Origin of the sequence: Leucobacter sp. USHLN153, assembly GCF_037145615.1 — a bacterium.
Lineage (GTDB): Bacteria > Actinomycetota > Actinomycetes > Actinomycetales > Microbacteriaceae > Leucobacter.
Genome location: NZ_JBBCXE010000001.1, coordinates 495,750 through 519,581 on the forward strand (window position 1 = coordinate 495,750; position 23,832 = coordinate 519,581).

General features: G+C 67.3%; 21 protein-coding genes, 2 tRNA genes and 1 pseudogene. 14 read left to right on the plus strand and 10 right to left on the minus strand.

Annotated features, from left to right (window positions below):
* Positions 1-85: 85 nt before the first annotated feature.
* From WFH00_RS02315 to WFH00_RS02325, 3 genes are all read right to left on the minus strand, one after another.
* Entirely contained in the window at positions 86-832 is a 747-nt protein-coding gene (locus tag WFH00_RS02315; RefSeq protein ID WP_336658979.1) for a phosphoglyceromutase, read from the minus strand.
* Between the two features lie 90 nt (positions 833-922).
* Positions 923-2,065 (minus strand): CAF17-like 4Fe-4S cluster assembly/insertion protein YgfZ, encoded by a 1,143-nt coding sequence (gene ygfZ / locus WFH00_RS02320; RefSeq protein ID WP_336658980.1) that lies wholly within the window; start codon positions 2,063-2,065, stop codon positions 923-925.
* A 225-nt stretch (positions 2,066-2,290) separates the two neighbouring features.
* Positions 2,291-2,593 (minus strand): hypothetical protein, encoded by a 303-nt coding sequence (locus WFH00_RS02325; RefSeq protein WP_336658981.1) that lies wholly within the window; start codon positions 2,591-2,593, stop codon positions 2,291-2,293.
* A 120-nt stretch (positions 2,594-2,713) separates the two neighbouring features.
* On the opposite strand from WFH00_RS02325, the gene WFH00_RS02330 reads away from it, so the two are divergent.
* From WFH00_RS02330 to pstB, 8 genes are all read left to right on the plus strand, one after another.
* Positions 2,714-3,385: a winged helix-turn-helix transcriptional regulator gene (locus WFH00_RS02330; protein WP_336658982.1), complete on the plus strand. Its 672-nt coding sequence runs from the start codon at positions 2,714-2,716 to the stop codon at positions 3,383-3,385.
* Positions 3,385-4,326, plus strand: a complete 942-nt coding sequence (gene mshD / locus WFH00_RS02335; RefSeq protein ID WP_336659171.1) for a mycothiol synthase — start codon at positions 3,385-3,387, stop codon at positions 4,324-4,326. The genes WFH00_RS02330 and mshD overlap by 1 nt, the downstream gene beginning before the upstream one ends.
* Positions 4,323-6,452: an RNA degradosome polyphosphate kinase gene (locus tag WFH00_RS02340; RefSeq protein WP_336658984.1), complete on the plus strand. Its 2,130-nt coding sequence runs from the start codon at positions 4,323-4,325 to the stop codon at positions 6,450-6,452. The genes mshD and WFH00_RS02340 overlap by 4 nt, the downstream gene beginning before the upstream one ends.
* A gap of 7 nt (positions 6,453-6,459) precedes the next feature.
* Positions 6,460-7,413, plus strand: coding sequence for an NUDIX hydrolase (locus WFH00_RS02345; protein WP_336658985.1), 954 nt, complete (start codon positions 6,460-6,462; stop codon positions 7,411-7,413).
* A gap of 139 nt (positions 7,414-7,552) precedes the next feature.
* Positions 7,553-8,653: a phosphate ABC transporter substrate-binding protein PstS gene (gene pstS / locus WFH00_RS02350; RefSeq protein WP_336658986.1), complete on the plus strand. Its 1,101-nt coding sequence runs from the start codon at positions 7,553-7,555 to the stop codon at positions 8,651-8,653.
* A 105-nt stretch (positions 8,654-8,758) separates the two neighbouring features.
* A complete protein-coding gene (pstC, locus tag WFH00_RS02355; RefSeq protein WP_336658987.1) occupies positions 8,759-9,697 on the plus strand; it encodes a phosphate ABC transporter permease subunit PstC in 939 nt (312 codons plus the stop codon).
* Positions 9,697-10,818, plus strand: a complete 1,122-nt coding sequence (pstA, locus tag WFH00_RS02360) for a phosphate ABC transporter permease PstA (RefSeq protein ID WP_336658989.1) — start codon at positions 9,697-9,699, stop codon at positions 10,816-10,818. Before pstC ends, pstA begins: the two co-directional genes overlap by 1 nt.
* Positions 10,819-10,877: 59 nt before the next feature.
* Entirely contained in the window at positions 10,878-11,657 is a 780-nt protein-coding gene (pstB, locus tag WFH00_RS02365; protein ID WP_336658991.1) for a phosphate ABC transporter ATP-binding protein PstB, read from the plus strand.
* Positions 11,658-12,249: 592 nt separating this feature from the next.
* Here the strand turns inward: pstB and WFH00_RS02370 are convergent.
* Positions 12,250-12,325: transfer RNA gene (locus WFH00_RS02370), tRNA-Ala, on the minus strand.
* A gap of 73 nt (positions 12,326-12,398) precedes the next feature.
* On the opposite strand from WFH00_RS02370, the gene WFH00_RS02375 reads away from it, so the two are divergent.
* The 3 genes from WFH00_RS02375 to WFH00_RS02385 all read left to right on the plus strand — a co-directional run bounded on the left by WFH00_RS02375 (position 12,399) and on the right by WFH00_RS02385 (position 14,375).
* Positions 12,399-13,040 (plus strand): LysE family transporter, encoded by a 642-nt coding sequence (locus WFH00_RS02375; RefSeq protein WP_336658992.1) that lies wholly within the window; start codon positions 12,399-12,401, stop codon positions 13,038-13,040.
* A gap of 148 nt (positions 13,041-13,188) precedes the next feature.
* Positions 13,189-13,260: transfer RNA gene (locus tag WFH00_RS02380), tRNA-Lys, on the plus strand.
* A gap of 173 nt (positions 13,261-13,433) precedes the next feature.
* Positions 13,434-14,375 (plus strand): cation diffusion facilitator family transporter, encoded by a 942-nt coding sequence (locus tag WFH00_RS02385; protein ID WP_336658993.1) that lies wholly within the window; start codon positions 13,434-13,436, stop codon positions 14,373-14,375.
* Between the two features lie 142 nt (positions 14,376-14,517).
* On the opposite strand, the gene WFH00_RS02390 is transcribed toward WFH00_RS02385, so the two are convergent.
* A complete protein-coding gene (locus WFH00_RS02390) occupies positions 14,518-14,703 on the minus strand; it encodes a CsbD family protein (RefSeq protein ID WP_336658994.1) in 186 nt (61 codons plus the stop codon).
* A 243-nt stretch (positions 14,704-14,946) separates the two neighbouring features.
* On the opposite strand from WFH00_RS02390, the gene WFH00_RS02395 reads away from it, so the two are divergent.
* Complete coding sequence (locus tag WFH00_RS02395) at positions 14,947-15,576, plus strand: hypothetical protein (RefSeq protein ID WP_336658995.1); 630 nt, start codon at positions 14,947-14,949, stop codon at positions 15,574-15,576.
* Between the two features lie 131 nt (positions 15,577-15,707).
* On the opposite strand, the gene WFH00_RS02400 is transcribed toward WFH00_RS02395, so the two are convergent.
* From WFH00_RS02400 to WFH00_RS02410, 3 genes are all read right to left on the minus strand, one after another.
* Positions 15,708-16,745: a hypothetical protein gene (locus WFH00_RS02400; RefSeq protein WP_336658996.1), complete on the minus strand. Its 1,038-nt coding sequence runs from the start codon at positions 16,743-16,745 to the stop codon at positions 15,708-15,710.
* A 123-nt stretch (positions 16,746-16,868) separates the two neighbouring features.
* Positions 16,869-17,477 (minus strand): GNAT family N-acetyltransferase, encoded by a 609-nt coding sequence (locus WFH00_RS02405; RefSeq protein ID WP_336658997.1) that lies wholly within the window; start codon positions 17,475-17,477, stop codon positions 16,869-16,871.
* Positions 17,478-17,483: 6 nt separating this feature from the next.
* Entirely contained in the window at positions 17,484-18,413 is a 930-nt protein-coding gene (locus WFH00_RS02410; RefSeq protein ID WP_336658998.1) for a UTP--glucose-1-phosphate uridylyltransferase, read from the minus strand.
* A 78-nt stretch (positions 18,414-18,491) separates the two neighbouring features.
* On the opposite strand from WFH00_RS02410, the gene WFH00_RS02415 reads away from it, so the two are divergent.
* Together WFH00_RS02415 and WFH00_RS02420 are read left to right on the plus strand one after the other, a co-directional pair.
* Complete coding sequence (locus WFH00_RS02415) at positions 18,492-19,073, plus strand: 5-formyltetrahydrofolate cyclo-ligase (protein WP_336658999.1); 582 nt, start codon at positions 18,492-18,494, stop codon at positions 19,071-19,073.
* 55 nt (positions 19,074-19,128) lie between these two features.
* Positions 19,129-19,269: pseudogene (locus WFH00_RS02420) on the plus strand (FmdB family zinc ribbon protein); the annotation flags it as partial.
* A gap of 14 nt (positions 19,270-19,283) precedes the next feature.
* Here WFH00_RS02420 and WFH00_RS02425 read toward each other — a convergent pair.
* Both WFH00_RS02425 and WFH00_RS02430 read right to left on the minus strand, forming a co-directional pair.
* Positions 19,284-19,553, minus strand: coding sequence for a hypothetical protein (locus tag WFH00_RS02425; RefSeq protein ID WP_336659179.1), 270 nt, complete (start codon positions 19,551-19,553; stop codon positions 19,284-19,286).
* Positions 19,554-19,811: 258 nt separating this feature from the next.
* Positions 19,812-23,738, minus strand: coding sequence for an AAA family ATPase (locus tag WFH00_RS02430; RefSeq protein WP_336659000.1), 3,927 nt, complete (start codon positions 23,736-23,738; stop codon positions 19,812-19,814).
* Positions 23,739-23,832 lie beyond the last annotated feature (94 nt).

A 23,832-nucleotide genomic window follows, 5' to 3' on the forward strand; every position in this document is an offset into this window, starting at 1 on the left:
CGATCCGCGCATAGCTTCCGGTAGACATGAGTGAGGGCCCCTCCATCAGGAGAGGCCCTCACTCATGTCTGCGGCGATTCGGCGCTCAGGCACCCTTTCCCTGTGCGGCGACTGCTGCAGCACCGGCGGCCGCAGCTTCGGGATCGAGGTAGCGACCCGGCCCGGTCGGCTTGCCCGACTCATCGATCTCGTAGACCAGCGGCATTCCGGTGGGGATGTTCACTCCCGCGATGTCGGTGTCCGAGATCCCGTCGAGGTGCTTCACGAGCGCGCGCAGCGAATTGCCGTGCGCGGTCACAAGCACGGTGCGGCCGGCGTTCAGGTCGGTGAGGATGTCGCTCGTCCAATACGGAAGCATGCGCCCGATCACGTCGGCGAGGCACTCGGTGCGGGGGCGCTCCCCGTCGATGTCCGCATAGCGCGGGTCATTCGCCTGCGACCACTCGCTCGAGTCGTCGAGCGCCGGCGGCGGCGTGTCGAAGGAGCGCCGCCACTCCATGAACTGGTCCTCGCCGTACTTCTCCAGAGTTTCTGCCTTGTCGAGCCCCTGCAGAGCGCCGTAGTGACGCTCGTTAAGGCGCCATGACCGGCGAACGGGCACCCAGAGCCGGTCCGCGCTCTCAAGCGCGATATGGGCGGTCTGGATCGCGCGGCTCAGCACCGAGGTGTGCAGCACATCGGGAAGCATCCCGGCTTCGGCGAGCAGCTCACCGGCTCGAGCCGCTTCAGCGCGGCCCTGCTCGGTGAGTCGCACATCCACCCAACCGGTGAACAGGTTCTTCTGGTTCCACTCGCTTTGGCCGTGGCGCAGCAGGATCAGCGTATTCGTCATGCTCTTCAGTCTATTGGGACGCAGACCGGGGTCGGGGCACGCTCGTCATTGCAGCGGTAATCGCGTGCGCAGCGCGATCGCTCTGAAGCCTCAGAGTCGCTGCAGTCTCGGAATGTCGCGCGTGGCGCCCGCATCCGGCGGCACAATGATCTCCTGCGTCGCGGCGATGATCTCCGCCGGCGCGGCCGCAGGGTCGGCCCCGTTCGGTCCCCCGCGCACCTCGAGCTGCGCGTCTTCGGAGACCGAGCGCTTCAACAGCGCGAGCGCGACGCCGCCCCATTCGTGGTGCAGCGCTGCGCGAGTGAGGCGCCCGACCGGCCGAGCCCCGGAATCGCTCGCCGATCCCTCGCCAGCAAAGACGAGGGCACCGTCAACGGGGAGCTCTCCGCCGGAGCCGTCGAGCAAGAGGAGCGCGAGTCGCCTGGGCGGGTGACCCAGATTGTGCACCTTCGCCACGGTCTCCTGACCTCGGTAGCAGCCCTTCGTCAGGTGCACCGCGGTGCGCAGCCAGTCGAATTCGTGCGGGATCGCCCGCTCGTCGACATCGCGAGCGCGCGAGGGCCGCCACGCGCGAATCTCAAGGGCGTCGAGCGCGAGCAGGCCCGCTGCTCGAACGCTCCCCGTGCGCATGAGGCCCACGATCTCGTCCAGACGCGCGCGAGGAAACACGAACTGCGTCGCACTCCAGTCGGAGCCGGCGTGAGGCACGTCGGCTCGGGCGTACTGCACTCCGCCGCGGCTCACCGACGCCCAGGGATCCTGCCACTCCACCTCGGGAAGCAGCGTGCGCAGCGCGTCCGCGGCGTCGCCGCCCGCGAACGCGAGCACCGCGGCATGCGAGTCACTTCGCTCCTCGACCTCCACGCGCAACGCGAATCGCATGCGCTGCAGGTGGGTCGCGAGTGGCTCTGCCGACCCCTCGTCGACCAGCAGCCACGTCGTCTCGCCGTCGTCGACGACTCGTGCGGCGCGCTCGATACGTCCGTTCGCGTCGAGCAGCAGCGTCTCCGTGCTCTCTCCCGCGCGAAGCCCGCTGAGCTGCTGGCTCGTCATCGAGTTCAACCAGCTCAGGCGATCGGGGCCCGAGACCGTGACGATGCCGTGGTGCGAAAGATCGACAATCGCGTTGCCGGCTTCGAGCGCGCGCTGCTCTTGCAGCGGCTCACCGAAGTGCAAGGCGACGCCTCGTTCAGCGTCGAGCACGGCTCCTGGTATCGCGGAGAACGCGTTCATCGATCCTCCCAGCGCCGATGTATCTCGCAGAGGTTAGCGCTGCCCCTTGAAGAGCTTATAGATGACCGTGCCCGAGACCCAGGCGATCGCCAGCGAGGCGAGACCCAGCAGACCAAGGTAGAAGAGTTCGAGAGCAAGAAGCATGCGGCAAGTCTACACCGAGCGCCGAGACGCGTGCGGTGGCAGCGGCGCCGCAGCAGTGGGAGCGCGAAGCTCGCGCAAAGCTCAGTGGGGCAGCAGCAACGCGACGATGTCGATGCAGGCGATGATCACGACCGAGCCCGCGACGCTAAAAGAGACTCGAGTGATGAACCCCTCGCGCTGCGCGGTTCCGAGCTGGAGCGCGAACGTGACGAGCGTCGATACTCCGACGGCGAGCGCGAGCCACGAAAAGCGCTGATCGCCGGAGACGAAGACCGTCACGAGGACGCCGATGACCGCCGCAACGGCCCAGGCGATGATGAGGCGCGGCACATGCCAGGAATGCGCATCCGGCATTTCTGAGGTCTGCGGCGGCGTCTCGGTCATGCGGCCATTCTTCCACACCGCGATTCGCCGGGCCCGGGCCGAAACGGTTCTGAAACCCACGCGAAACAGCCCGCTGAGTACGATGTGGAGCAGGCTGTCGCAGGCGGAAGGGGGCAAGACGTGCAACTGCTCTGCCTCACCGACCGCGATCCCGCTGAATCGCTGCCCGCGCTCGACCTCCTGCCGCACGATGTGCGGACGTCCCCGCTCTCCATGCGGGTGCCCGAAACGATGGCGGATCGCTTCGACGCGATCCTGGTCGACGGCACGCTCGATGCACGCCGGGCCCGCACCGCCTGCCGCAGCCTCGTCGAGATCACCGAGACGCCGCGCGTCGTGCTCCTCCCGGAGATCGCGCTCACGGCGCTCACCCCTGAGTGGGGGGTGCAGGAACTGCTGCTGCCGACCGCGAGTCCGGTCGAGATCGAGCTGAGGCTTCGGCTCCTCGAACGCCCGATCACGGCGGCTGAACCGGCGACCGTCAATGCGGCGGGCGTCGTCATCGATGACTCGAACTTCACGGCACGCTTGTTCGGGCGCCCGCTCGACCTCACCTATAAGGAGTTCGAGCTCCTGCACTTCCTCGCCGCGCACCCCGGGCGCGTGTTCACCCGTGAGCAATTGTTGAGCGATGTCTGGGGCACGGACTACTTCGGTGGCACACGCACGGTCGACGTGCACGTGCGTCGCCTCCGTGCGAAGCTGGGCGAACACGAGGGTCTCATCAGTACGGTGCGCGGAGTCGGCTACGGCTTCGCCCGGGCCCGCGACGAGCAGGAGAACTTCGAGTGATGCGTCTTGATACCCGCGCGGGCAGCAGCGAGTCCGACCTCGCCGAGGCTCGCATTATTGCGGCGGCAGCGGAAGAGCACGACGGCGCCTCACCGGTATCGGACCAGGCTCTGCTCGCGGCCGCGCAGCACGAGCGCCGTTTACTGCTCTTCACCGAGCAGGGGGCGCAGGATCCCGCGGCGTTCGGCATCGTCGGCCAGGGAGAGGTCGATCTCGTCGTACGCCCCGACGCCCGAGGGCGAGGGATCGGCAGCGCCGCTCTCGCCGCTCTCCTCGACGACGCACCGCGCGACACGGAGCTCCTCTCTTGGGCTCACGGCGTCAACTCCGCCGCCGAGGCGCTCCTCTCGCGACACGGCTTCCAGCCCGTTCGCACGCTCCTCCGGATGGCCCTCGATCCCGCCGAGCTGCCGCGCGGAGGCGATCCGCTCGCGATCGCGACGCCCGATGGGCTCACGCTTCATGCATTCGATCCCGACCGACCCGAAGACGCCGGCGTGTGGGTGCGAGCGAACGCAGCTGCATTCGCGACTCACCCCGAGCAGGGGCGCATCACCGAGGCCGACTTCGCGCTGATCCGCGAAGAGACTTGGTTCGACCCCGCCGACCTCATCCTCCTGGTCGCCACGGAGGGCCCGAGCGCCGGGGAGGCAGCGGGGTCGACGTGGATCAAGACGGTGCGCGACGGAGAGGTCGAGACCGAGCTGTACGCGGTCGGCGTGCGACCCGAGTACGCGGGCGCGGGCCTGGGGCGCTTGCTCCTCGACGTCACGCTCGCGCGCATGGCCCAGCATGAGCCGTCGCGCGTGACGCTCTACGTTGACGGTGAGAACGAGCGCGCTGTGCGCATGTACGAGCGCGCGGGCTTCACCGTTGATTCACGAAGCCGCCAGTGGCGTCGGGCCCCAATGTCGGAGCCTGGTGCCACAATGGACGCATGAACGACGACGCACGCGACTCCACAGATGCCGCGGTCGCTCTGCCCGCGGACCGATACATCGACCGCGAACTGAGCTGGCTCGCGTTCAATCAGCGCGTGCTCGAGCTCGCGGAGGATCCCGCGACGCCGCTGCTGGAACGCGCGAACTTCCTCGCGATCTTCGCCGCCAACCTCGATGAGTTCTTCATGGTGCGCGTAGCGGGCCTCAAGCGTCGCATCGTCACGGGCCTCGCGGTGCCGACCAACGTCGGGCGAGCACCGACCGAGGTGCTGGCGAGCATCAATCGGAGAGCCTACGAGCTGCAGTTGCGTCACGCTGAGTGCTTCCGCTCGGAGGTGCAGCCAGCGCTCGCGGATGCCGGGATCAAGATCGTCGAGTGGGAAGAGCTCGATGACGCGGATCGCGTGATCCTGAACGAGTACTACGAGCAGCGCATCTACCCCGTGCTCATGCCGCTCGCCGTCGACCCGGCGCACCCGTTCCCTTATATCTCGGGTCGCGCGCTCAACATCTCGATTCGCGTGCACAACCCGAACACGGACAAAATCGAGTTCGCGCGCCTGAAGGTGCCGCAGATGATCCCGAGGTACGTCCGCGTCGACGCCCGCGAAAGTGTCGACGACGTCCGGTTCATCGCGCTCGAGGAGCTGATCGCGAACCGGCTCGAGGGGCTTTTCCCCGGCATGGAAGTCATCGATCACCACGTCTTCCGCGTGACCCGCAACGAGGACGTGGAGATCGAGGAAGACGAGACCGAGAACCTCATTCAGGCGCTCGAGAAGGAGCTGCTGAGGCGCAGGTTCGGTCCTCCCATCCGGCTCGAGATCTCGGACGACATGGACGAGGCGACGCTCGAGCTGCTCGTTCGTGAATTCGACATCGACGAGCAGCAGGTCTACACGCTGCCCGCGCCGCTCGATCTCAGCGGGCTGTTCGCGCTCACGCGCATCGCGCGGCCGGACCTGAAGTTCAGGCCCCATATTCCGGTGACGCACCCGCAGTTCCGCCCGAACTCGCCGAACGAGAAGCCCGACACGTTCGCAGCCATCGCGCGGCGCGAGGTGCTTGTGCACCACCCTTACGAATCGTTCTCGACCAGCGTGCAGGCCTTCGTCGAACAGGCGGCGACGGACCCGAACGTGCTCGCGATCAAGCAGACGTTGTACCGCACCTCCGGTGACAGCCCCATCGTCGCCTCGCTCATCAAGGCTGCCGAGGCCGGCAAGCAGGTGCTCGCGCTCGTCGAGGTGAAGGCGCGCTTCGACGAGGAGGCCAACATCACGTGGGCCCGCAAGCTCGAACAGGCTGGCGTGCACGTCGTCTACGGGCTCGTCGGTTTGAAGACCCACTGCAAGCTCGTGCAGGTCATCCGCGAGGAGGGCGGGCGTCTCGCTCACTACTGCCACATCGGCACGGGCAACTACAACCCGAAGACGAGCCGCATCTACGAAGACTTCGGCCTGTTCACCGCTTCGCCCGAGGTGGGTCGCGACGTCACGAAGCTCTTCAACGTGCTCTCCGGCTACGCGATCGAGACCGATTACGACCGATTGCTCGTTGCTCCGCTCCAACTCCGCAGCGGGCTCCTCGAGCGCATCGAGCGCGAGGCGGAGCACGCGCGAGCGGGGCGGCCGAGCGGCATCAGGCTCAAGGGCAATTCCATGGTCGACGAGGCGATCATCGACGCCCTCTATCTGGCGAGCCAGGCGGGGGTGCCGATCGACGTGTGGGTGCGCGGTATCTGCTCGATCCGCGCCGAGGTGCCCGGTCTCTCCGAGACGATCCGCGTGCGATCCGTGCTCGGCCGCTATCTCGAGCATTCCCGCATCTACGGTTTCGAGAACGGCGGCGAGCGCGAGGTGTTCATCGGCAGCGCAGATCTCATGCACCGCAACCTCGATCGCCGCATCGAGGTGCTCGTGCGTCTCGAAGATCGGGAGCACCTCGCCCGCATCGACCGATTCTTCGACTTCGCCTTCAGCGACGACGTCTCGTCGTGGCGCATGCTGCCCGATGGCAGCTGGCACCGCTCGGTCGTGAACGAGTCCGGCGAGCCCCTCCCCGATCTGCAGGACCTCGTGATGAACGACCGCACCGAGGCGCGGCGCTCGCGTCGGGCACGGTGACCCTCAGGTGGCGGAGGAGATTTTCGCGGCCGGTACCGTGTGCTGGCGACGGGAGGTGGCCGACGACGGGCGGGAACGCACGCTGGTTCTGCTGATCCACCGCCCCAAGCGACGGGACTACTCGTTTCCCAAAGGCAAACTCGACGCGGGTGAGAGTCTCCCCCAGGCCGCGGTGCGCGAGACGCGGGAAGAGACCGGCCTCAAGGTGCGCCTCGGGGTACACCTCGGCACGATCCATTACGAGGTGAGCAAGAGCCGTCGGAAGACAGTGCAGTACTGGGCCGCTGAGGTCTCGGAGAAGGCCGCCCACGCGATGAAGTTTCGCGCGAACAGCGAGGTGGACGCGATCGAGTGGGTGCCCGCCTCGGAGGCGCGAGAGCGTCTCACGTACCCCGCGGACCAGGAACTCTTCGACGTGTTCCTCGACCTCGAAGCGCGCGACCTGCTCGAGACCTTCTCCATGACGGTGCTGCGACACGCGAAGGCGTTGCCGCGCCGCGAAAGCTCGATGGCGGATCATCTGCGCCCGCTGACCAGCTTCGGAGAAGAGCAGGCGGAAACGCTCGTACCCACGTTGGACGCGTTCGGCCCCCGCAAGATCTACTCGTCGACCGCGGTCCGGTGCCGTTCCACGGTCGCACCGCTCGCGCACTACCGAGACAAGCGCGTGCGCGAGACCGACGCGATCAGTCAAGATGCCTGGGACGCGGGCGAGCTCGACCGCATGCGTCGCCTGGTCGAGAAGGTCGTGAACCGGCGGAAGAACGCGGTCATCTGCAGCCACCGTCCCGTCATTCCCGACATCGCCCGCGCACTGGCCGACGCCACCGAAAGCCCGAGGGGCGAGTACCTCTCAGAAGCCACGTCGCTCCCTCCCGGCGGCTTCTCGGTCTTCCACATCTCGAAGCGCCACCCGGAACGCGGCATCATCGTCGTCGAAACGTATCCGCTCAAGCACTGAGTGTTCACGCATGCGGCTTCGTGGTGTTCACCCGCTGTTCACCCCGTGGCAGAGTGCCCGTCACGGAGCGTGCTTAGCGTGGAGTTGTGGCCGCTCGCGGCCATCACCACACACTCGTTTCCAGATTGGATCCATCCCAGTGAAGCTTTCTGCATTCGCCAAGATCGCCGCTATCGGCGGCATCGCCGCACTCACGCTGACCTCCTGCGCCGCAAACGAGGGCGGGAGTAACGCGGGAGAGGATGCCGCCGCTGCCTCCGAGCTTTCGGGCGAGCTGGTCGGCGCCGGAGCCTCGTCGCAGGGCTCCGCCCAGGAGGCCTGGGTCGCAGGCTTCCAGACCGCCAACGCCGACGTCACGGTGAACTACGAGCCCTCCGGCTCGGGCGCAGGTCGCGAGACGTTCCAGCAGGGCGCGAGCGCCTTCGCGGGGTCGGATCGCGCGTTCACCGCCGATGAGGTCGCCGCGGGCCCGTTCGACGGCTGCGCTACCGATGAGATCGTCGAGTTCCCCGCGTACATCTCCCCCATCGCAATCATCTTCAACGTCGAGGGCGTCGACTCGCTCAACCTCGATGCGGCGACCGTCGCGCAAATCTTCTCGGGCAAGATCACCCAGTGGAACGATCCCGCCATTGCGGATCAGAACCCTGACGCCGACCTTCCCGAGGCGAACATCACCGCGGTGCACCGCTCGGACGATTCGGGAACCACCGGCAACTTCACCGAGTACCTGGCTGCGGCCGCCCCCGATGACTGGACCCCGGGGTCCATCGAGACCTGGCCGACCGAGTTCGGTGGCGAGGGCGCGCAGGGCACCTCCGGCGTCGTCTCCGCGGTCAAGAACGGCACCGGCACCATCGGTTACGCTGATGCGTCGCAGGCCGGCGATCTCGGCACCGTCATGATCAAGGTCGGCGACGAGTACGTCGCGTACTCGCCCGAAGCAGCAGCCGCAATCGTGGACGCTTCGCCGCTCGAGGAGGACCGCGGTGAGCACGATCTCGCGATCTCGCTCGACCGCACCTCATCCGAGGACGGCGTCTACCCGATTGTGCTCGTGAGCTACCTCGTCGGGTGCCACGAGTACACGGATGCGGCAAGCGCTGAGCTCGTGAAGTCCTACTTCAGCTACATCGTCAGCGAGGAGGGCCAGTCGGTCGCCGCTGAGGCTGCCGGCAGCGCCCCGATCTCGGAGGACCTCCGCGGTCAGGTGCAGACGGCGATCGACTCGATCAGCTAGCACCTGCTTGAGCGGTGAGCGCGACCCGTTTCGCGCTCACCGCTCTTACGCAGTTCGCAGGCAAGTCCGAGCACTCCCGCTCGTACACAACACCCCGGAGACACAGTGACCGTCACAACCGCCCCCGCCAAGCCGGTGCTCAGCCTCGGCGACCGCGTGTTCTCTCGATCCGCGGTGTTCGCGGGCAGCATGATCCTGGTGACGCTCGCGGCCGTCGCGATCTTCCTCATCGCGCGGAGCCTGCCCGCCTTCGTCGCGACCGATGAGAGTGCGTCACTCCTCACGAGCAACTTCTGGTCGTATGTGGGGCCGCTCGTCTTCGGCACGGTCTGGGCCGCCGCACTCGCGCTCGTCATCGCGCTCCCGCTGGCAATCGGGATCGCGCTCTTCATCTCGCACTACGCACCGCGCCGCCTCTCGCAGGTGCTCGGTTACGTCGTCGATCTCCTCGCCGCGGTTCCGAGCGTCGTGTTCGGACTCTGGGGCATCGGGGTGCTCGCCCCCGCGGCGCGACCCATCTTCGAATGGCTGAACACGTACCTGGGCTGGATCCCGCTCTTCAGCGGGACTGTCAGCGGCACCGGCCGCACGATTTTGACCGCAGCGCTCGTGCTCGCGGTGATGATCCTTCCGATCATGACCGCGATCTGCCGCGAGATCTTTCTGCAGGCGCCGGTGCTCCACGAGGAAGCCGCGCTCGCGCTGGGTGCAACGCGCTGGGAGATGATCCGCCTCGCCGTGCTACCGTTCGGCCGTCCCGGCATCGTTTCCGCGGCCATGCTCGGCCTCGGGCGCGCGCTCGGCGAAACGATGGCCGTAGCGATGGTGCTTTCGGCCACCGGTCTCGTCAGCTTCAGGCTCCTTACCTCCGAGAACCCGTCGACGATCGCCGCGAACATCGCGCTCTCCTTCCCGGAGGCCTACGGCGAGAACATCAACGTGCTCATCGCGACCGGCCTGATCCTCTTCGTCGTGACGTTCCTCGTGAACGCGCTGGCCCGGTGGATCGTGAGCCGCCGATCCGAGTTCTCGGCGGCGAACTGATGCTCCAGACCTCCACTCCGACAGCAGAGGGGAACACCTCCGTGTCCATCACCGTCCGCCCCGTTCGCGCGGGGTCATCGCTCGCCGGCAACCGCCTGTCGCGAGCCACGCCGTGGATCGTGCTCGGCGCGAGCATCGTCGCGTCGTTCGCACTTTTCGGCCTGCTCGCGGCCGCGGGCGACGGGGACTTCTCCCTCGTCGGCGCGATTCTCGTCGGCGCGATCGCGTACGTCGTCGTCATCACGATCATGTCCGCCGCGGTCGAGGGATCGCGGCAGGCCATGGACCGCTTCATCACGGCAGTGGTGACCGGCGCGTTCCTGCTCGCGATGGTGCCGCTCTTCTCGGTTGCGATCACGGTGGTCTCGAACGGCGTCGCGCGCCTCGACGGTGAGTTCTTCAACTCGTCGATGCGCAATATCACGGGCGAGGGCGGCGGCGCCCTGCATGCAATGGTCGGCACGCTCCTCATCACGCTGGCCGCGACCATCATCTCTGTGCCGCTCGGACTCCTGACCTCGATCTACCTCGTCGAGTACGGCCGGGGGCGGCTGGCCAAGACCATCACCTTCCTCGTCGACGTGATGACCGGCATCCCGTCCATCGTGGCCGGCCTCTTCGCCTACGCGCTGTTTGCGCTCTTCCTCGGGCCCGGAGTGCGCATGGGCATCGTGGGCGCCGTGGCGCTGTCCGTGCTGATGATCCCCGTCGTGGTTCGATCGAGCGAGGAGATGCTGCGCCTCGTACCGAATGAGCTGCGCGAGGCTTCTTACGCGCTCGGCGTGCCGAAGTGGCGAACCATCGTGAAGGTCGTGCTCCCCACCTCGATCGCCGGCATCACCACGGGAATCATGCTCTCGATCGCGCGAGTTATCGGTGAGACGGCGCCGCTCCTCATCACCGCCGGCTTCACCGCGTCGATGAACTACAACCTCTTCTCCGATCGCATGCAGTCGCTTCCCGTGTACGTGTACACGCAGTTCATGAACCAGGGCAACCCGGCGGAGGCCTTCATCGAGCGCGCGTGGGCCGCGGCGCTCGTGCTGATCCTCATCGTCATGGCCCTGAATCTGCTCGGACGACTTATCGCGCGCTGGTTCGCTCCGCGCACTGGGCGCTAGGCGCGATCCGCCACTCCCTCACACTTCTCACTCCCCCGAATCTGCACGAAAGAGATCCCATGTCGAAGCGCATCGAGGTCAGCGACCTCAACGTCTACTACTCGAAGTTCCTGGCGGTCGAGGACGTGACGATCAACATCGAACCCCGCAGCGTCACAGCGTTCATCGGGCCGTCGGGCTGCGGCAAGTCGACGTTCCTGCGCACGCTCAACCGGATGCACGAGGTGATCCCCGGCGCTCGCGTCGAGGGGCAGGTGCTGCTCGACGGCGAGGATCTCTATGGCCCCGGAGTCGACCCGGTGCTCGTGCGGCGCCAGGTCGGCATGGTATTTCAGCGGCCCAACCCGTTCCCCACGATGTCGATCCGCGACAACGTGCTCGCGGGCGTGCGGCTGAACGACCGGCGCATCTCGAAGAGCGACGCCGAGGCACTCGTCGAGCAGTCGCTCACCGGCGCGAACCTCTGGAAAGAGGTGAAGGATCGCCTCGACAAGCCGGGCTCGAGCCTCTCGGGCGGTCAGCAGCAGCGCCTCTGCATCGCCCGCGCCATCGCGGTCTCGCCCGAGGTGCTCCTCATGGACGAGCCGTGCTCCGCGCTCGACCCGATCTCGACCCTCGCGATCGAAGATCTCATCGACGAGCTCAAGCAGCAGTACACGATCGTGATCGTGACGCACAACATGCAGCAGGCGTCGCGCGTCTCCGATCGCACCGCGTTCTTCAACATCGCCGGCACGGGCAAGCCGGGCAAGCTCATCGAGTACGACGCCACGTCGAAGATCTTCTCGACGCCATCGGTCCAGGCGACCGAGGACTACGTCTCGGGCCGCTTCGGGTAGAAGGCGGCTGCCCGCGGTGCTACGCATTCCGGGCACAAAAAGACCGAGCCGCAGAAACGCCTCTCGGCGGAAGGCCGCTCGAAGCGGCAAAAATTGGAGCCCGGGGTTACTGCGGCCCGGCGATTCGAGTCTACCGCAGGGCGCGCATCGCGTCCCACGCCGACCGTCCTCCCGCTTGCCCCTTGCGACGTGTCGGCGCTGACGTTTACCCTCCGCTCCTGCGCCCCTTCCAGCCTCAGAACTGCGGTCGTGAGCTGCCTTCGACCTCCAGCAGCGGATCCGCCACAATCAGAAGCAACCGCGCTGGTTTCGTGCTGTTCGCGGCGAAAAGGGTGATGGGGGCGGATCACGCCGCACCTGCGAATTGACCAATCCCGGAGTGGGTAATGGCTCGAAGCCACGAGGGAGCGCTCGGTGTCGCGTGTCTCCCTCTGGGCAGGTCAGTAGTTGCGGTTATCCGTCGACTAAGCCGCAACAAGTGACCGATCCGGGTGTGGTGCGGCAGGAGGTCGCGAGCGCGTCAGCGAGCCTCTGAGGCATGCAAAAAACGGGGCTGACCAGCTGTTTCCAACCGGTCAACCCCGCCTTACTGTGGTGGATCTGAGGGGAATCGAACCCCTGACCTTCTCATTGCGAACGAGACGCGCTACCAACTGCGCCACAGACCCTGACAGCGCACCACTCTAGCAGCCCCGCGGGCGCAACACGAAATCGCGTGGCAGGCGCATCTACACTGTGTGAGTGGCTCCCGCGATCTGGTTCTCCCTCCTCACCACGTCGGTGGTCATCAGCTTCACCCCGGGAGCGGGTGCGATCAACACCATGACGAACTCGATGACGTTCGGGTGGCGGCGATCCATCTGGGGCGTCCTCGGCCAGCAGCTGGCCCTCCTCGTCCACCTCGCGATCGTCGCCGCCGGGCTCGGTGTCATCGTCACCAGCAGCCCCCTGCTCTTCAACACCATTCGCTACGCGGGCGCGCTCTACCTCGTGTACCTCGGGTTGCGGCTCATCTTCGCGAAGGCCGAGAACGGCGGGGCGGATCCCTCGCCAGCCACACCCGCTCCTTCTTCCGCCGGTGCCGGCAGCGTAGCCATGCTTCGCCGTGGGTTCTGGGTCAACCTGCTCAATCCGAAGGCGATCGTCTTCTTCCTCGCGTTCATTCCGCAGTTCATCCGCTCGGACTCGCCGCTCGCGCCTCAATATCTCGTGCTGACCGCGACGGTCGTAGCGGTCGACATGCTCGTCATGTGGGGATTCTTCGCCGTCGCCGCCCGGCCGTTCCGGCGATTCTCGGAGTCCGCGAGAGGGCAGCGCGTGCTCAATACCGTCTTCGGCGTGCTCTTCATCGCCGTTGCGGCGCTCCTCGCGTTCGCGCACTGAGCACCTGGACTTGCATGGTGCAGCGCGGTTCCGATTCCGGTCTCGATACCGGCGACACTTTTGTGCAATATCCGCGCTTCTCCCGCAATGAACCGCCACCGGAGCGGGCAAGGGCCGATCCCTGTGATCCGGTAAGCTACTCGGGTTGGCCCCTATAGCTCAGCGGTAGAGCTACGGACTTTTAATCCGCAGGTCGTAGGTTCGATCCCTACTGGGGGCACTGCATGAGGCAAAACGCATCGCGTTTTTCGTGACGTGCCACGTGCCGGCCCCAGCGGCAGCTTATCGGCGCGAAGCGCCCGGTCGCGCACGACGTAGTGTTGGTAACACGACAGCACTATGTAAGCATTGAAAACTTGCGCGCGATGAGCGGCAGCGGATCGGGGGAAGCGGATGGGCTCCGGACACGGCCACGGTTCCACCGCTGATGCTGCTGGGCTCCCCCGTGACTACCGAAAAAGACTGTGGGTCACCTTCGGCATCACGGCAGCGATCGTCGCCGCACAAGCGATCGGCTCAGTGGTCACGGGCAGCCTCGCACTTCTCACGGACACCGCGCACGCGATTACGGATGCCGCCGGACTGCTCGTCGCGTTGATCGCGGCGACCCTGATGATGCGTCCAGCGACGTCGAGGCGCACGTGGGGATTCCGGCGCATTGAAGTGATTGCCGCGCTCGCTCAGGCGGCCCTCCTGCTCGTCGTCGGCTTCTACACTGCTATCGAAGGCATTCGCCGCCTGTTCGAGCCGCCAGAGGTCCCCGCGACCGAGTTACTCATCTTCGGCGTCATCGGCCTCGCTGCGAACCTCATCGCGATCAGCATTCTCCTGTCCAGTCGGGGCGCGAACTTCAATATGCGCGCGGCGTTCCTCGAGGTGCTCAATGACGCGTTCGGATCGCTCGGTGTCATCGTTGCCGCAATCATCATTGCTACGACCGGCTTCCAACAGGCCGACGCACTCGCTGGTCTCCTTATCGCTGCCCTCATCGTTCCTCGCGCGTTCACACTGATGCGTGAGACCGGCGCCGTTCTCATGGAGTTCACGCCCCGAGGGCTCGACCTCGATAGTGTTCGGCAGCACATCCTCGAGCTCGAGCACGTGATAGACGTCCACGACCTGCACGCGTCGACGGTCGCGACTGGGTTGCCCACCCTCACCGCGCACGTCGTCATCGAGGACGCATGCTTCACCGACGGACACGCGGCCCAGGTACTCACCCAGGTGCAGGCCTGCGTTGCGGAGCATTTCGAAGTTGCCGTGCACCACTCGACTTTTCAGATCGAAACTCGGCAGATCAGCGAACACGAATCAGCGGCAGTTACACACCCTTGACCCGGGCCACGGTGGATTCGTCATCGTCCCGCCATGAATGTCGAAGGCTGGGCGTATCGTCCCTGGCATGCGCACGACCGGTTTTCACACACGAAAACGGCCCCACCCCCGAAACGGGAGCGAGGCCGAGATCTTTCCGGTGTTAGCGGTCGAAGACGTCCTTTGCGGAGTCCTTCGCCTTTTCACCGGCGCTCTTGAGATCGCCCTTGGCCTGATCCATCTTGCCCTCAGCGACCTGCTCTTCATCGCCGGTCGCGCGACCGACGCCTTCCTTCACGTTGCCCTTCAGCTTGTCGCCGGCGGCAGAAATCTTGTCGGATGCACTCATATGATCCTCCTTCGGTGTTGGAAATTCCCGTTTCCGAGAACACCTCTACGTTGCCATCCGACGCTTCACAGCCCCAGGGGGTTGCAGATCCCGCTCTGAATATGAATGATTACGCGGCATATCTGAGCCTCAACTTTGAGAGGCAGCGGAGGAGTGCGCGGAGCGGCTCATTGCGGCGTAGACTCACGGGGTCCGCGATCCGCACCACAGCAACCACCCCGAACCCTCACCGAAAAGAGGCAGATGTCACGCGACTACCCGCGCCCCGTGATGCAACCGAGCTACATGTTCGATTGGATGATCGGCTCCGACGAGCCGGGCGCAGCTCAGCGGCTCGCTCAGGAGACCTCATGGGCGCTGCTCGACCGGGTGCGAAGCGTCGCTGACCCTGATGTCGTGGAGCGCGTGGTGGGCCTCGCCGGGGGTCCTGGCCTGGGCGACATCGCAGAGCTCTGGGCGAAGGAGAGCGCACACTCGCTCGCGGGCCTGCTGTGGCGGCTCTACGTGCTGCGTCGCGTGGTCGACTCGGACCCGGAGGGATCGGCCGACCTCTTCCGCCGCGGAGCCGAGGTTGCCGTAACGATCGACCCCGTCGTCGCGGGTGCGGCCGAGCCGGTGACGCCCGATTCGATCGCCGAGCTCTGCGACACCATCCTTCGCGGGGTCTTCGCGGGCGACCTCGGAGGGGCGCTGGATCGCGCAGCGAGCTACTGCCGCCTCATGTCCCTGGGCGCAGCCGATCTTGCCGATTCCCGCGACCCGCACGACGACGCGCATGCGGAGCACTTGACCCGGCGAGCCCTCCGCTATTCGAAGCTCGCCCACGATCTGCACGGCGGCGCTCGTCGCTGGCGCGACGGCACCCTGAGCTAGGCGGATCGCGGGTCAGCGTGCCCCGCGGGCGCCGTGGCGCTGTTAGTGCTCAATACACTTTCTGGCGTCAGCAACCCCGAATGCGCGAAGCACGTTCTGTTGACGGCTGATCCGCTGCTGGCGCGAACAGATCAGCTCGCGTTGCGGCGACGACGCAGGGCGGCGTCGAGATCGGGCATGCCGGTCGCCGTGTCGCCCACGATTCCCATGCTTCGCAACCGCTCGCTCGCCGCGTCGCGGGCCGCCTGCTGCTCGCGGGCGCGCTTCGCCTCCCGCTGGGCTGCTTCTTCGCGCGCTCGCTCATGCTGTCGGCGCTGCTCCTCCGCAGCGGCGGCGGCCGCGGCCTGCGCGGGAGAAACCTCGGCTGCACCGTTCTCGAGCTGTCGACGCACCTCGCGCAGCAGCATCGAATCGGTCTGGTTCTCCCGAGGCGCCGGTCGTTCCGCTCGTGCCCGGGCCAAAGCGCGGGCCCGCTCGATGCGCTCCGCGGCAGCGCGCTGCGCGTCTGCGTGTGCGGTCGCGGTGGCGGCCGGGGTCTCCTCCGGCTTCGGCTGCGGCGCGGCCTCGACAACGGCCTCCGCGATCGCCGCGGTCTCCTGCTCTGCGGGGATCGCGTGCACACGATGGCGGCCCGGAGCGAGCAGCACAAGCGCACCGCTCGAGGCCGCAAAAAGCGCCGCCGAACCGAGCAGCGCTGCGGCGCCGTTACCGCCCAGCGCGAGACCGACACCGACGCACATGCCGATGACGCCGAGGAGCGCGCCGAGCGCCGAGATCGCCCGAGCGCGCCGGGCTACGGGCTTCCGGAGGCGCGCTGACCGCTGGGCGGCAGCCTGCTTCCGTCGCATCTGCTGGGCTCGAATCTCAGCTCGCACTTGTTCCGCCTCCGCTTCCGCGAGCGCCGCCGCACGCTCGGCTTCCTGACGTTTCTGCGCACTTCGCAGCAGCTTCTCGTGAGCCAGCGCCTCGCGCGCGTTCGCCTCGAGACGCACCTCCTGCGGCACCTCCGAGGTTTCAGCGAGTACTCGTAACGTGCGCTGCAAGCGCAGGGCGTTCTTCTCCGCTGCACGAAACTCGCGGCGTCTCATCCAGGACGGCACGAGCACGGCACCCCAGAGAAGGGCGGCAACAACGAAGATTACGCCTCCACCCAATACGCCACCCGTCATGGGGATCACTGTACGGTCTTACTCAGTGGGCCAGTTCCCGGCGCGCCGCGATCCGCGTCGAAATGAACGCGGCTGAGGTTGTCGCGGAACGCGCGCGGTGCGAACGCGCGACGACCCAGAGCGCTAGTCTGCCCGCAACCGCGCGACGTAACCCGCGCCGGCTTCCTCACGCAGCGCAACGAAGCACTCGTGGTCGCGCCACGCTCCGTCGATGTGTATGTAGGACGGCCGACGACCCTCGTGCCGGAACCCGAGCTTCTCGACGACCCTGAGAGAGGGCCCGTTCTCCGGGCGGATGCAGATCTCCACTCGGTGCAGCCCGAGCGACGCGAACAGAAAGTCGATGACGAGCGCCACCGCGGTGGTCGTCACGCCCTGGCCAGCGGCGTGCTGCGAGACCCAGTAACCGATCTGGCAAGACTGCAGAGCGCCGCCGCTGATCTCCGAGACGCTCAGCTGCCCCACAAGCTCACCGTCGAGCAGTACGACGAACGGCATCCCGCTCCCCGCTCGAAGCTGTCGGCGCAGCACGCGAACGGTCGGCCGCATGGATACCGATCCCGGCACCACGCTCCGGCCTGACGGATGGGTCGCCTCCCACCGCTCGAGCCATGAACGGTTGTCGGCGAGCAACTGCCTCAGTCGATCGGCGTCGCTCCAGCGGATGATACGCACGCCGACGCGACCCTCGGTGAGAAGCCCCGGGTCATCGATCGCTCGCCCGAGCGGCATGTGGGGTCAGCTCTCGGTGCGCTGAGCGCGAAGCTGATCCGCGAAACCGAGCACCCACTCGGAGATCTCGTCACCGAGCTCCTCGTGGTCGACGCCGAGCAGCACGTTCGCCTTGATCCAATCGGCACGGTCGCCGGTGTCGTAGCGGCGACCGCGGAAGATCACGCCGTAGACCGGCCCCTCGCCCTTGCCCTCCGCGAGGTAGTTCAGCGCGTCCGTGAGCTGAATCTCTCCGCCACGGCCGGGAGGCAGCTCGTCGATGATGTCGAACAGCTCCGGGCGCAGCACGTAGCGTCCGATGACCGCGAGGTTCGACGGCGCCTCTTCCGCAGCCGGCTTCTCGATGAGCCCGGTGACTCGCACGACGTCGGGGTCATTGGTCTCTTCGACGGCCGCGCATCCATAGAGGTGCACGGACTCGGCGGGGACCTCCATCAGAGCGATGACGGTCGCCCCACGAGAGTCATGCTCGTCGATCATGCGCGTGAGCAGCGGATCGCGCGGATCGATGAGGTCGTCGCCGAGCAGCACCGCGAACGACTCGTGCCCGACGTGGCTCCGCGCCCGCCCGACCGCGTGGCCGAGCCCGAGCGGCTGCCCCTGGCGGAGGAAGTGCACGTCAGCGACCTCGCTCGACTCGTGCACCTTGTCGAGCTTGCCCTCGTCACCCTTGCGCTCGAGCGTGTACTCCAGCTCAGGGACGCTATCGAAGTGGTTGAGGAGGTTGTCCTTGTTGCGCCCCGTGATGATCAGGACGTCGCCTAGACCCGCCGCAGCCGCCTCTTCGACCACGTACTGAATCGCCGGCTTGTCGACGATCGGAAGCATCTCCTTCGGCATCGCCTTTGTGGCCGGGAGGAAGCGGGTGCCGAGGCCTGCGGCCGGCACGACCGCTTTCGTCACAGTGCTGCGCTTCGTCACGTTCGTGTCGCTCATGAGCGTCAGCCTATCCGTCGCGCGTGCGCGCACAAAGTCGCGGGTCCGCCCCCTCGCATGAACCCTATGCTGAATGCTATGTCGAGCGACGCGCGGGTAGCCAAGATCGAGACGCGCTCGGAGGTACGCGCGCGCCGGGCGGCCGTCGAGCCTCAGGAACGTACACGGAGGCGCGGGCTGCTCACTGCGCAGCTCGTCGAACTGGTGGAGCAAACGGGCGCTCGTACCCTGACGGCATACGCATCGCTGGGAAGCGAGCCGGATACCTCTGAGTTCCTTGCGTGGGCGCGCGAGGCGAACGTCCGCGTACTCCTTCCGGTCGCGCTGCCGGGGCACCGGCTGGCGTGGGCTTGGGACGATGGCAGCCGCGTCGAGGGTCTTCACGGCATCTCGGAGCCGGGAGGCGCGCGTCTTGATGCTTCGGAGATCGGAGACGTCGACCTCATGCTCGTTCCCGCGTGCGCCGTCGACGAGCGCGGTACGCGACTCGGCTGGGGGCTCGGCTACTTCGACCGCGCCCTCGGTGAGCTCCGAGGGCACCCCCCAGTGTTCGCCGTCGTCGACGACGAAGACGTGTATTCGTGGTTGCCGCGCGATCCGCACGACGTTCCGGTCACGGGCGCTGTCACGCCGACCAGACTCCTGCGCTTCAACGCATAGCGGCGACGCGCGGGCCTCACTACCGCGTCAGACGCGCGCGATAGAATGTGGGATTGTGCCTACGTACGCCTATCGCTGCACCGAGTGCGGCCACGCCTTTGACGCTTACCAGTCGTTCTCCGACACCTCGCTCACCGAGTGCCCCGAGTGCGGCGGCAAGCTGCGCAAGGTGTTCGGCTCGCTCGGCGTGACCTTCAACGGCTCGGGTTTCTACCGCACCGACTCGCGCGCGGGTTCAGGGAAATCCGGCTCCGGCAGTAGCGGCGGCTCGGGCTCGAGCGGTTCTTCGAACGCGGGTTCGGGAGCAAGCTCCTCGTCCAGCTCCTCATCGAAGAGCTCTTCGTCAAGCTCATCCAGCTCCAGCTCCAGCTCCAGCAGCTGATCGCGGCGCGTCCGCGATACAACGCGGTGGCCGATCTGGTCTAACCCCAGTGCGGCTCTAACCCCAGTGCGGCGGGCGGTCTCGCTTGAGCGCCTCATCGTGCGCACTCGGCTGAGGAGCGCGTACTTCGGCGCCCGCGCAACCTGGTGCGCCCGGGTTCGCTGAAGCGGGGCGCGCCCCCGAGCTACCATCCCCCCAGGCTTCGGGGCGATCCTCGCTGGCTCGCGCATCGAGCGGGTGCTCAGAGGGTCGCGGATCCACGCCCGGCGGGGCCGGGCGTGTAGCGCGGCGCGGTGCCCGTCGGCGCGAAGGCGCGCCCTCGCTCGGGTCGGCACTCGCTCCGCGATCCGCCCCGCTCACTCGCGTGCAGCCTCGGCCGCACCCTCGGATGCACTCCCAGCAGCGCCGTCACCAGCCTCGTATCCCACAATGCGGGCGATGCGAAGCGCGACCTCGTCGGGGTCGGCGAACAGGTCGAAGCTCTGCACCCGGTGGTAGTGCCAACCGAGCCGGCGCAGCACCGCGGGGCGCAGTCGCAGGGTGTCTCGGAGGCTGTCGCCGCGGTATTCCCCCGCCGCTCCGAGGTCGAGATCGACGGCGATTGCACGCTCGCCGAGCGCCGCCGCGAGCGGAATCGCGCCGCGGTAGTCGAGGGCGACGGTGAGTCCGAGCGCTTCGAGACGGTCCGCGAGCTCGCCGAGCATCGGGTCGCGCTCAGACGGCAGCGCCGGCGGTTCGGGCTCCGGGTGTTCGAACGCGAGCAGCTCAGCGAGTTCGACGACGCCGTGCTTCAGGCGGTTTCGATCGAGGTCTTCGGGCTTGAAGCAGCTCACGATCGTCATGGCGCGACGGGCGCGGGTCATGGCGACCGCGAGGAGCCGCTCCCCGCCCGGCCGTGCCAGGCCGCCGAAGTTCGACAGTACGCGTCCGTGCGGCGTGCGGCCGTAGCCGATCGAGAAGATCACGCGATCGCGGCTCTGGGCCGTCGCCTGTTCGAGCGTCAGCACCGCGAACGGCTCAGCCCGTTCCCCGAGCAGGAACTCGCGATACTGCGGGAACTTCGAGAACGCCTGCAGCACCGACTGGTACACGCGCACCGCGTGACGCTCGCTCGCGGTGATGACCATGAGCGACTCCGCGGCGCGGTCGCTCGCGTGCTCGAGCACCAGCTGCACGACGCGCTCGACCTCTGCGTCGGTGCTCTCGACCGCCCCCGTCTGCTGATCGGGCAGACCCTGCCCGCCCTTCACGAACTCGTACGTCAGGCTCGAGTGGCCGAGGAAGCTGCCCGCCCACGGGAGCGACTGGATCGCCCCGCCGTAGAAGCGCGTATTCACCAGGTTTGTGAGATCTTCGCCGCCCGCGCGGTAGCTGCGCGTCAGCGTGAGGGTCGGCAGCACGGAGCCGAGCTGGGCGAAGGCGGAGCGGCCGTGGAGGTCATCGGCGTCGCCGGCCGAGCGATCCTCATCGCTCCCCCCGCCGACCGAGATCTCGAAGCGCGATGGCGACTGAGTCATCGTGTCGCCGAACGCGACCACCTGCCCAGCGCGGCGGATCGCCCCGAGATTCTCCGCCAGCGTCGTCGCGCCGGCATCAACGATCAGCGCGGCGTCGAAGCGCATGGAGTCGGGCAGCATCGCGACCTCGTACGGCGACATCGTCCACACCGGCGCGAGCACCGCGAGCAGGTTCGGAGCACGCTGCGCGAGAGAGGCGGGCGACACATAGCCGCTGCGCAGCGCCTCGCGCATGGCGAGCGCCTCCTGCTTGAAGTCGAGCACGGCGACGCGCCACGAATCCGAGAGCGACGCCGCGAGCAGCGCTCCGTTCGCCCCCGAGTGCGCATCGTCGACGAGGCGGAAGTCGGCCTCGAGCCGCTCGATGACGCTCGTGTTCGCGCTGAGCAGCGCCGGGTTCGTCTGCAGCATTCGCTCGAGCGCGGACTGCCACCACGCGAGCTCGAGTTCGGCTGCCACGTGCTCCGCCGGGACATGCCGGGCGGAGAGGTCGTCGAGCAGCGGTTCGAGGTGCGCGGCGCGCATGCGCTCCACGATGGTGGTGCGCTCCTGGATGTTCTGCAGCACCTCCGATTCGCGGGCGAGGTCGGAAATGCGGCTCGCGAGCCGCGCCAGCGACTGGTTCTTCAGGCGGTCGCCGTCTGACGTCGCCCCGAGCACCCGGTCGAGGGCGTCGAGATCCTGATACGCCGACTGGAAGGCCGTGACGACGTCGGAGATACCGACGGGCACCTCGGGCCGCGCGCCCACGACGGTCGTGTAACGCTGCCACAGCACCCGCTGCTGCTGAATCTGCACGAGCCGCGAGTACATGTCGGAGATGTGCACGCCCGGCCGCACGTACTCGCGGGCGAGCTTGCGCAGTCGCCGCTTGTTCGCGGCCGTCATCTCGTCGCCGCGTGGGGCGTGCGCCGCGATGACCTCGGTGAGCGAGCGGTCGTACACCTGGGGCGTGAATCGGTCGAGCGTCTCCTGAATGCCCATGAGCAGGCGCAGGTACACGCCGAGCTCGGCGACCGTCTCGTAGGGACGCATCGAGGTCTGCCCGATGAGTTCGTTGGCCATGGAGATCAGCCGCGGCAGCTGCGATTCCGCGAGGTCGACTGCGGTGCTGTAGGCGGTGCGCGCGTCCTCGGTCGTCGCGAAGCTCACCCCGTACCAGGGAGAGTCTTCGGGCCCGTACTGGAACTGGCCCAGGCGTGCCACCTCGGTGAGCGCCTCCGCGACGGCGGAGCGATCGAGCGTCAACTGCCCGAGTGCCTGATCGTCGAGTCGCACGGTCGTGGCGGGCGGCTGCTCAGCGAGCGAGAGCGCGGTGAGCCTACGCAACGCCTCGAGTGGCGAGACGCCGAAGCGCTCGTCGGTCTCGGAAAGCGCGTGCTGGTAGTCGAGCAGCACGCCGCGCAAGCGCGTCAGTGCGTCGTCGACGTCGCGCAGCTGCTCGCCTCTCGCGTTCTCGTTGCGGCTGATGGACTCGACAAGGTTGCGACGGAGCCGGCGGGGGCTCACGGAGAGACCCGCGAGACCGACGCGGGCGAGGCGGTGGGAGATGCCATCGAGCGTCGCGCGGCGGGGCGAGACCACGAGCACGCGCTTACCCGAGCGCACCAGGTTGCCGATCGCATTGACGACGGTCTGCGTGCCGCCGGTGCCCGGGAGCGTGTGCACGACGAGCGACTGCCCCGCGTCGATCTGCGCGAGCACATCGTCCTGCTCCGCGTCGGCGTCATACAGTGCACGGTCGGTGTCGGGCGAGCGCTCGTCCGGCGGAGTCGCTGACACCGGTCGGTACGCAGCTTCGAGCTGACGTCGCGCCGGCTCGTTGCCGCACACAGCAGCGAGCACCGGGGAATCCAGGTCCGTCGCGTCAGCTACGAGCGACTGCGCGACATTGTGGAACGACGACACGACGAGGCGCGGCTGCACCACGAATCCCGGCACTCCCGCCGCCATCTGCCGGAGGCGGTCGATGACGGGCTGCGGCTTGAATACGCCCTCCGACTGCGACAACTCGATGAGCGTACGGGCATCGACGTTGATGCCGAACTGCTGACGCATGACGCGGATGAGCTCGGAATTGACGACCGGGAACTGCTTGAGCTTGAGCTCGAAGTCACGCCCGTAGCGGCGGATCGCGAGTGGCCGCAGCAGGATCGGCGCGCAGAACTCCTCGCCCTCGAACTCCCACTTCGCGATGCCGATGCCGAGGTTGGTCGTCTCGAGCCCGCGCACCGTGCGCATCTCGATCGCCTTATCCGTGACGCGACCGGCGGCGACGCGGGCGTGGCGCAGCGCGAGATCATCGCGGATCAGGGCGGAGAGCAAGATCTTGTTCCCCGTGATGAACTGCGGGAGTCCGCCGGGGTGCGTGGTCGACAGCTCGATGCGGTTCGCCGGGCGGTCGTCGAAGTGCAGCAGCGGGTTGCGCCCGCCGATCTCGGCAAGCTCCCGCCGCCAATTGGCGTGGTCGTCAGCGTAGGAATCGACGAGGCTCACCGGGCCCGCGATATCGGCAGAAAGGTCGACCTGCTCGTCGGGGTTGTGCGCCGTGGCGAGCGCACCCTCACTGCGCGGCTGCGCGGCTGCGGATCCTGCCGATCGCGCGCCTCGGTTCCCCGCTCCCGCGGTTCGGGATCCCGGCGCGGCGGCGCCGGCCTCGGCGCCCGAAGCCTGCGCGACCCGTGCGGCAGCGGTCTCGGTCGTGTTCGGTGCCCCAGCCGCATCGCCCTGGGCGCGGGCGGTGGCATCGGCCGCGCGATCCGCCACCGATGTCTCGGAAGACGTGGACCCGCTCGCCTGCTCGTCATCTTCGGGGCGTGCGGAAGCAGAACGGGCGCTCTCAGCGCCACTTCCCTTATCG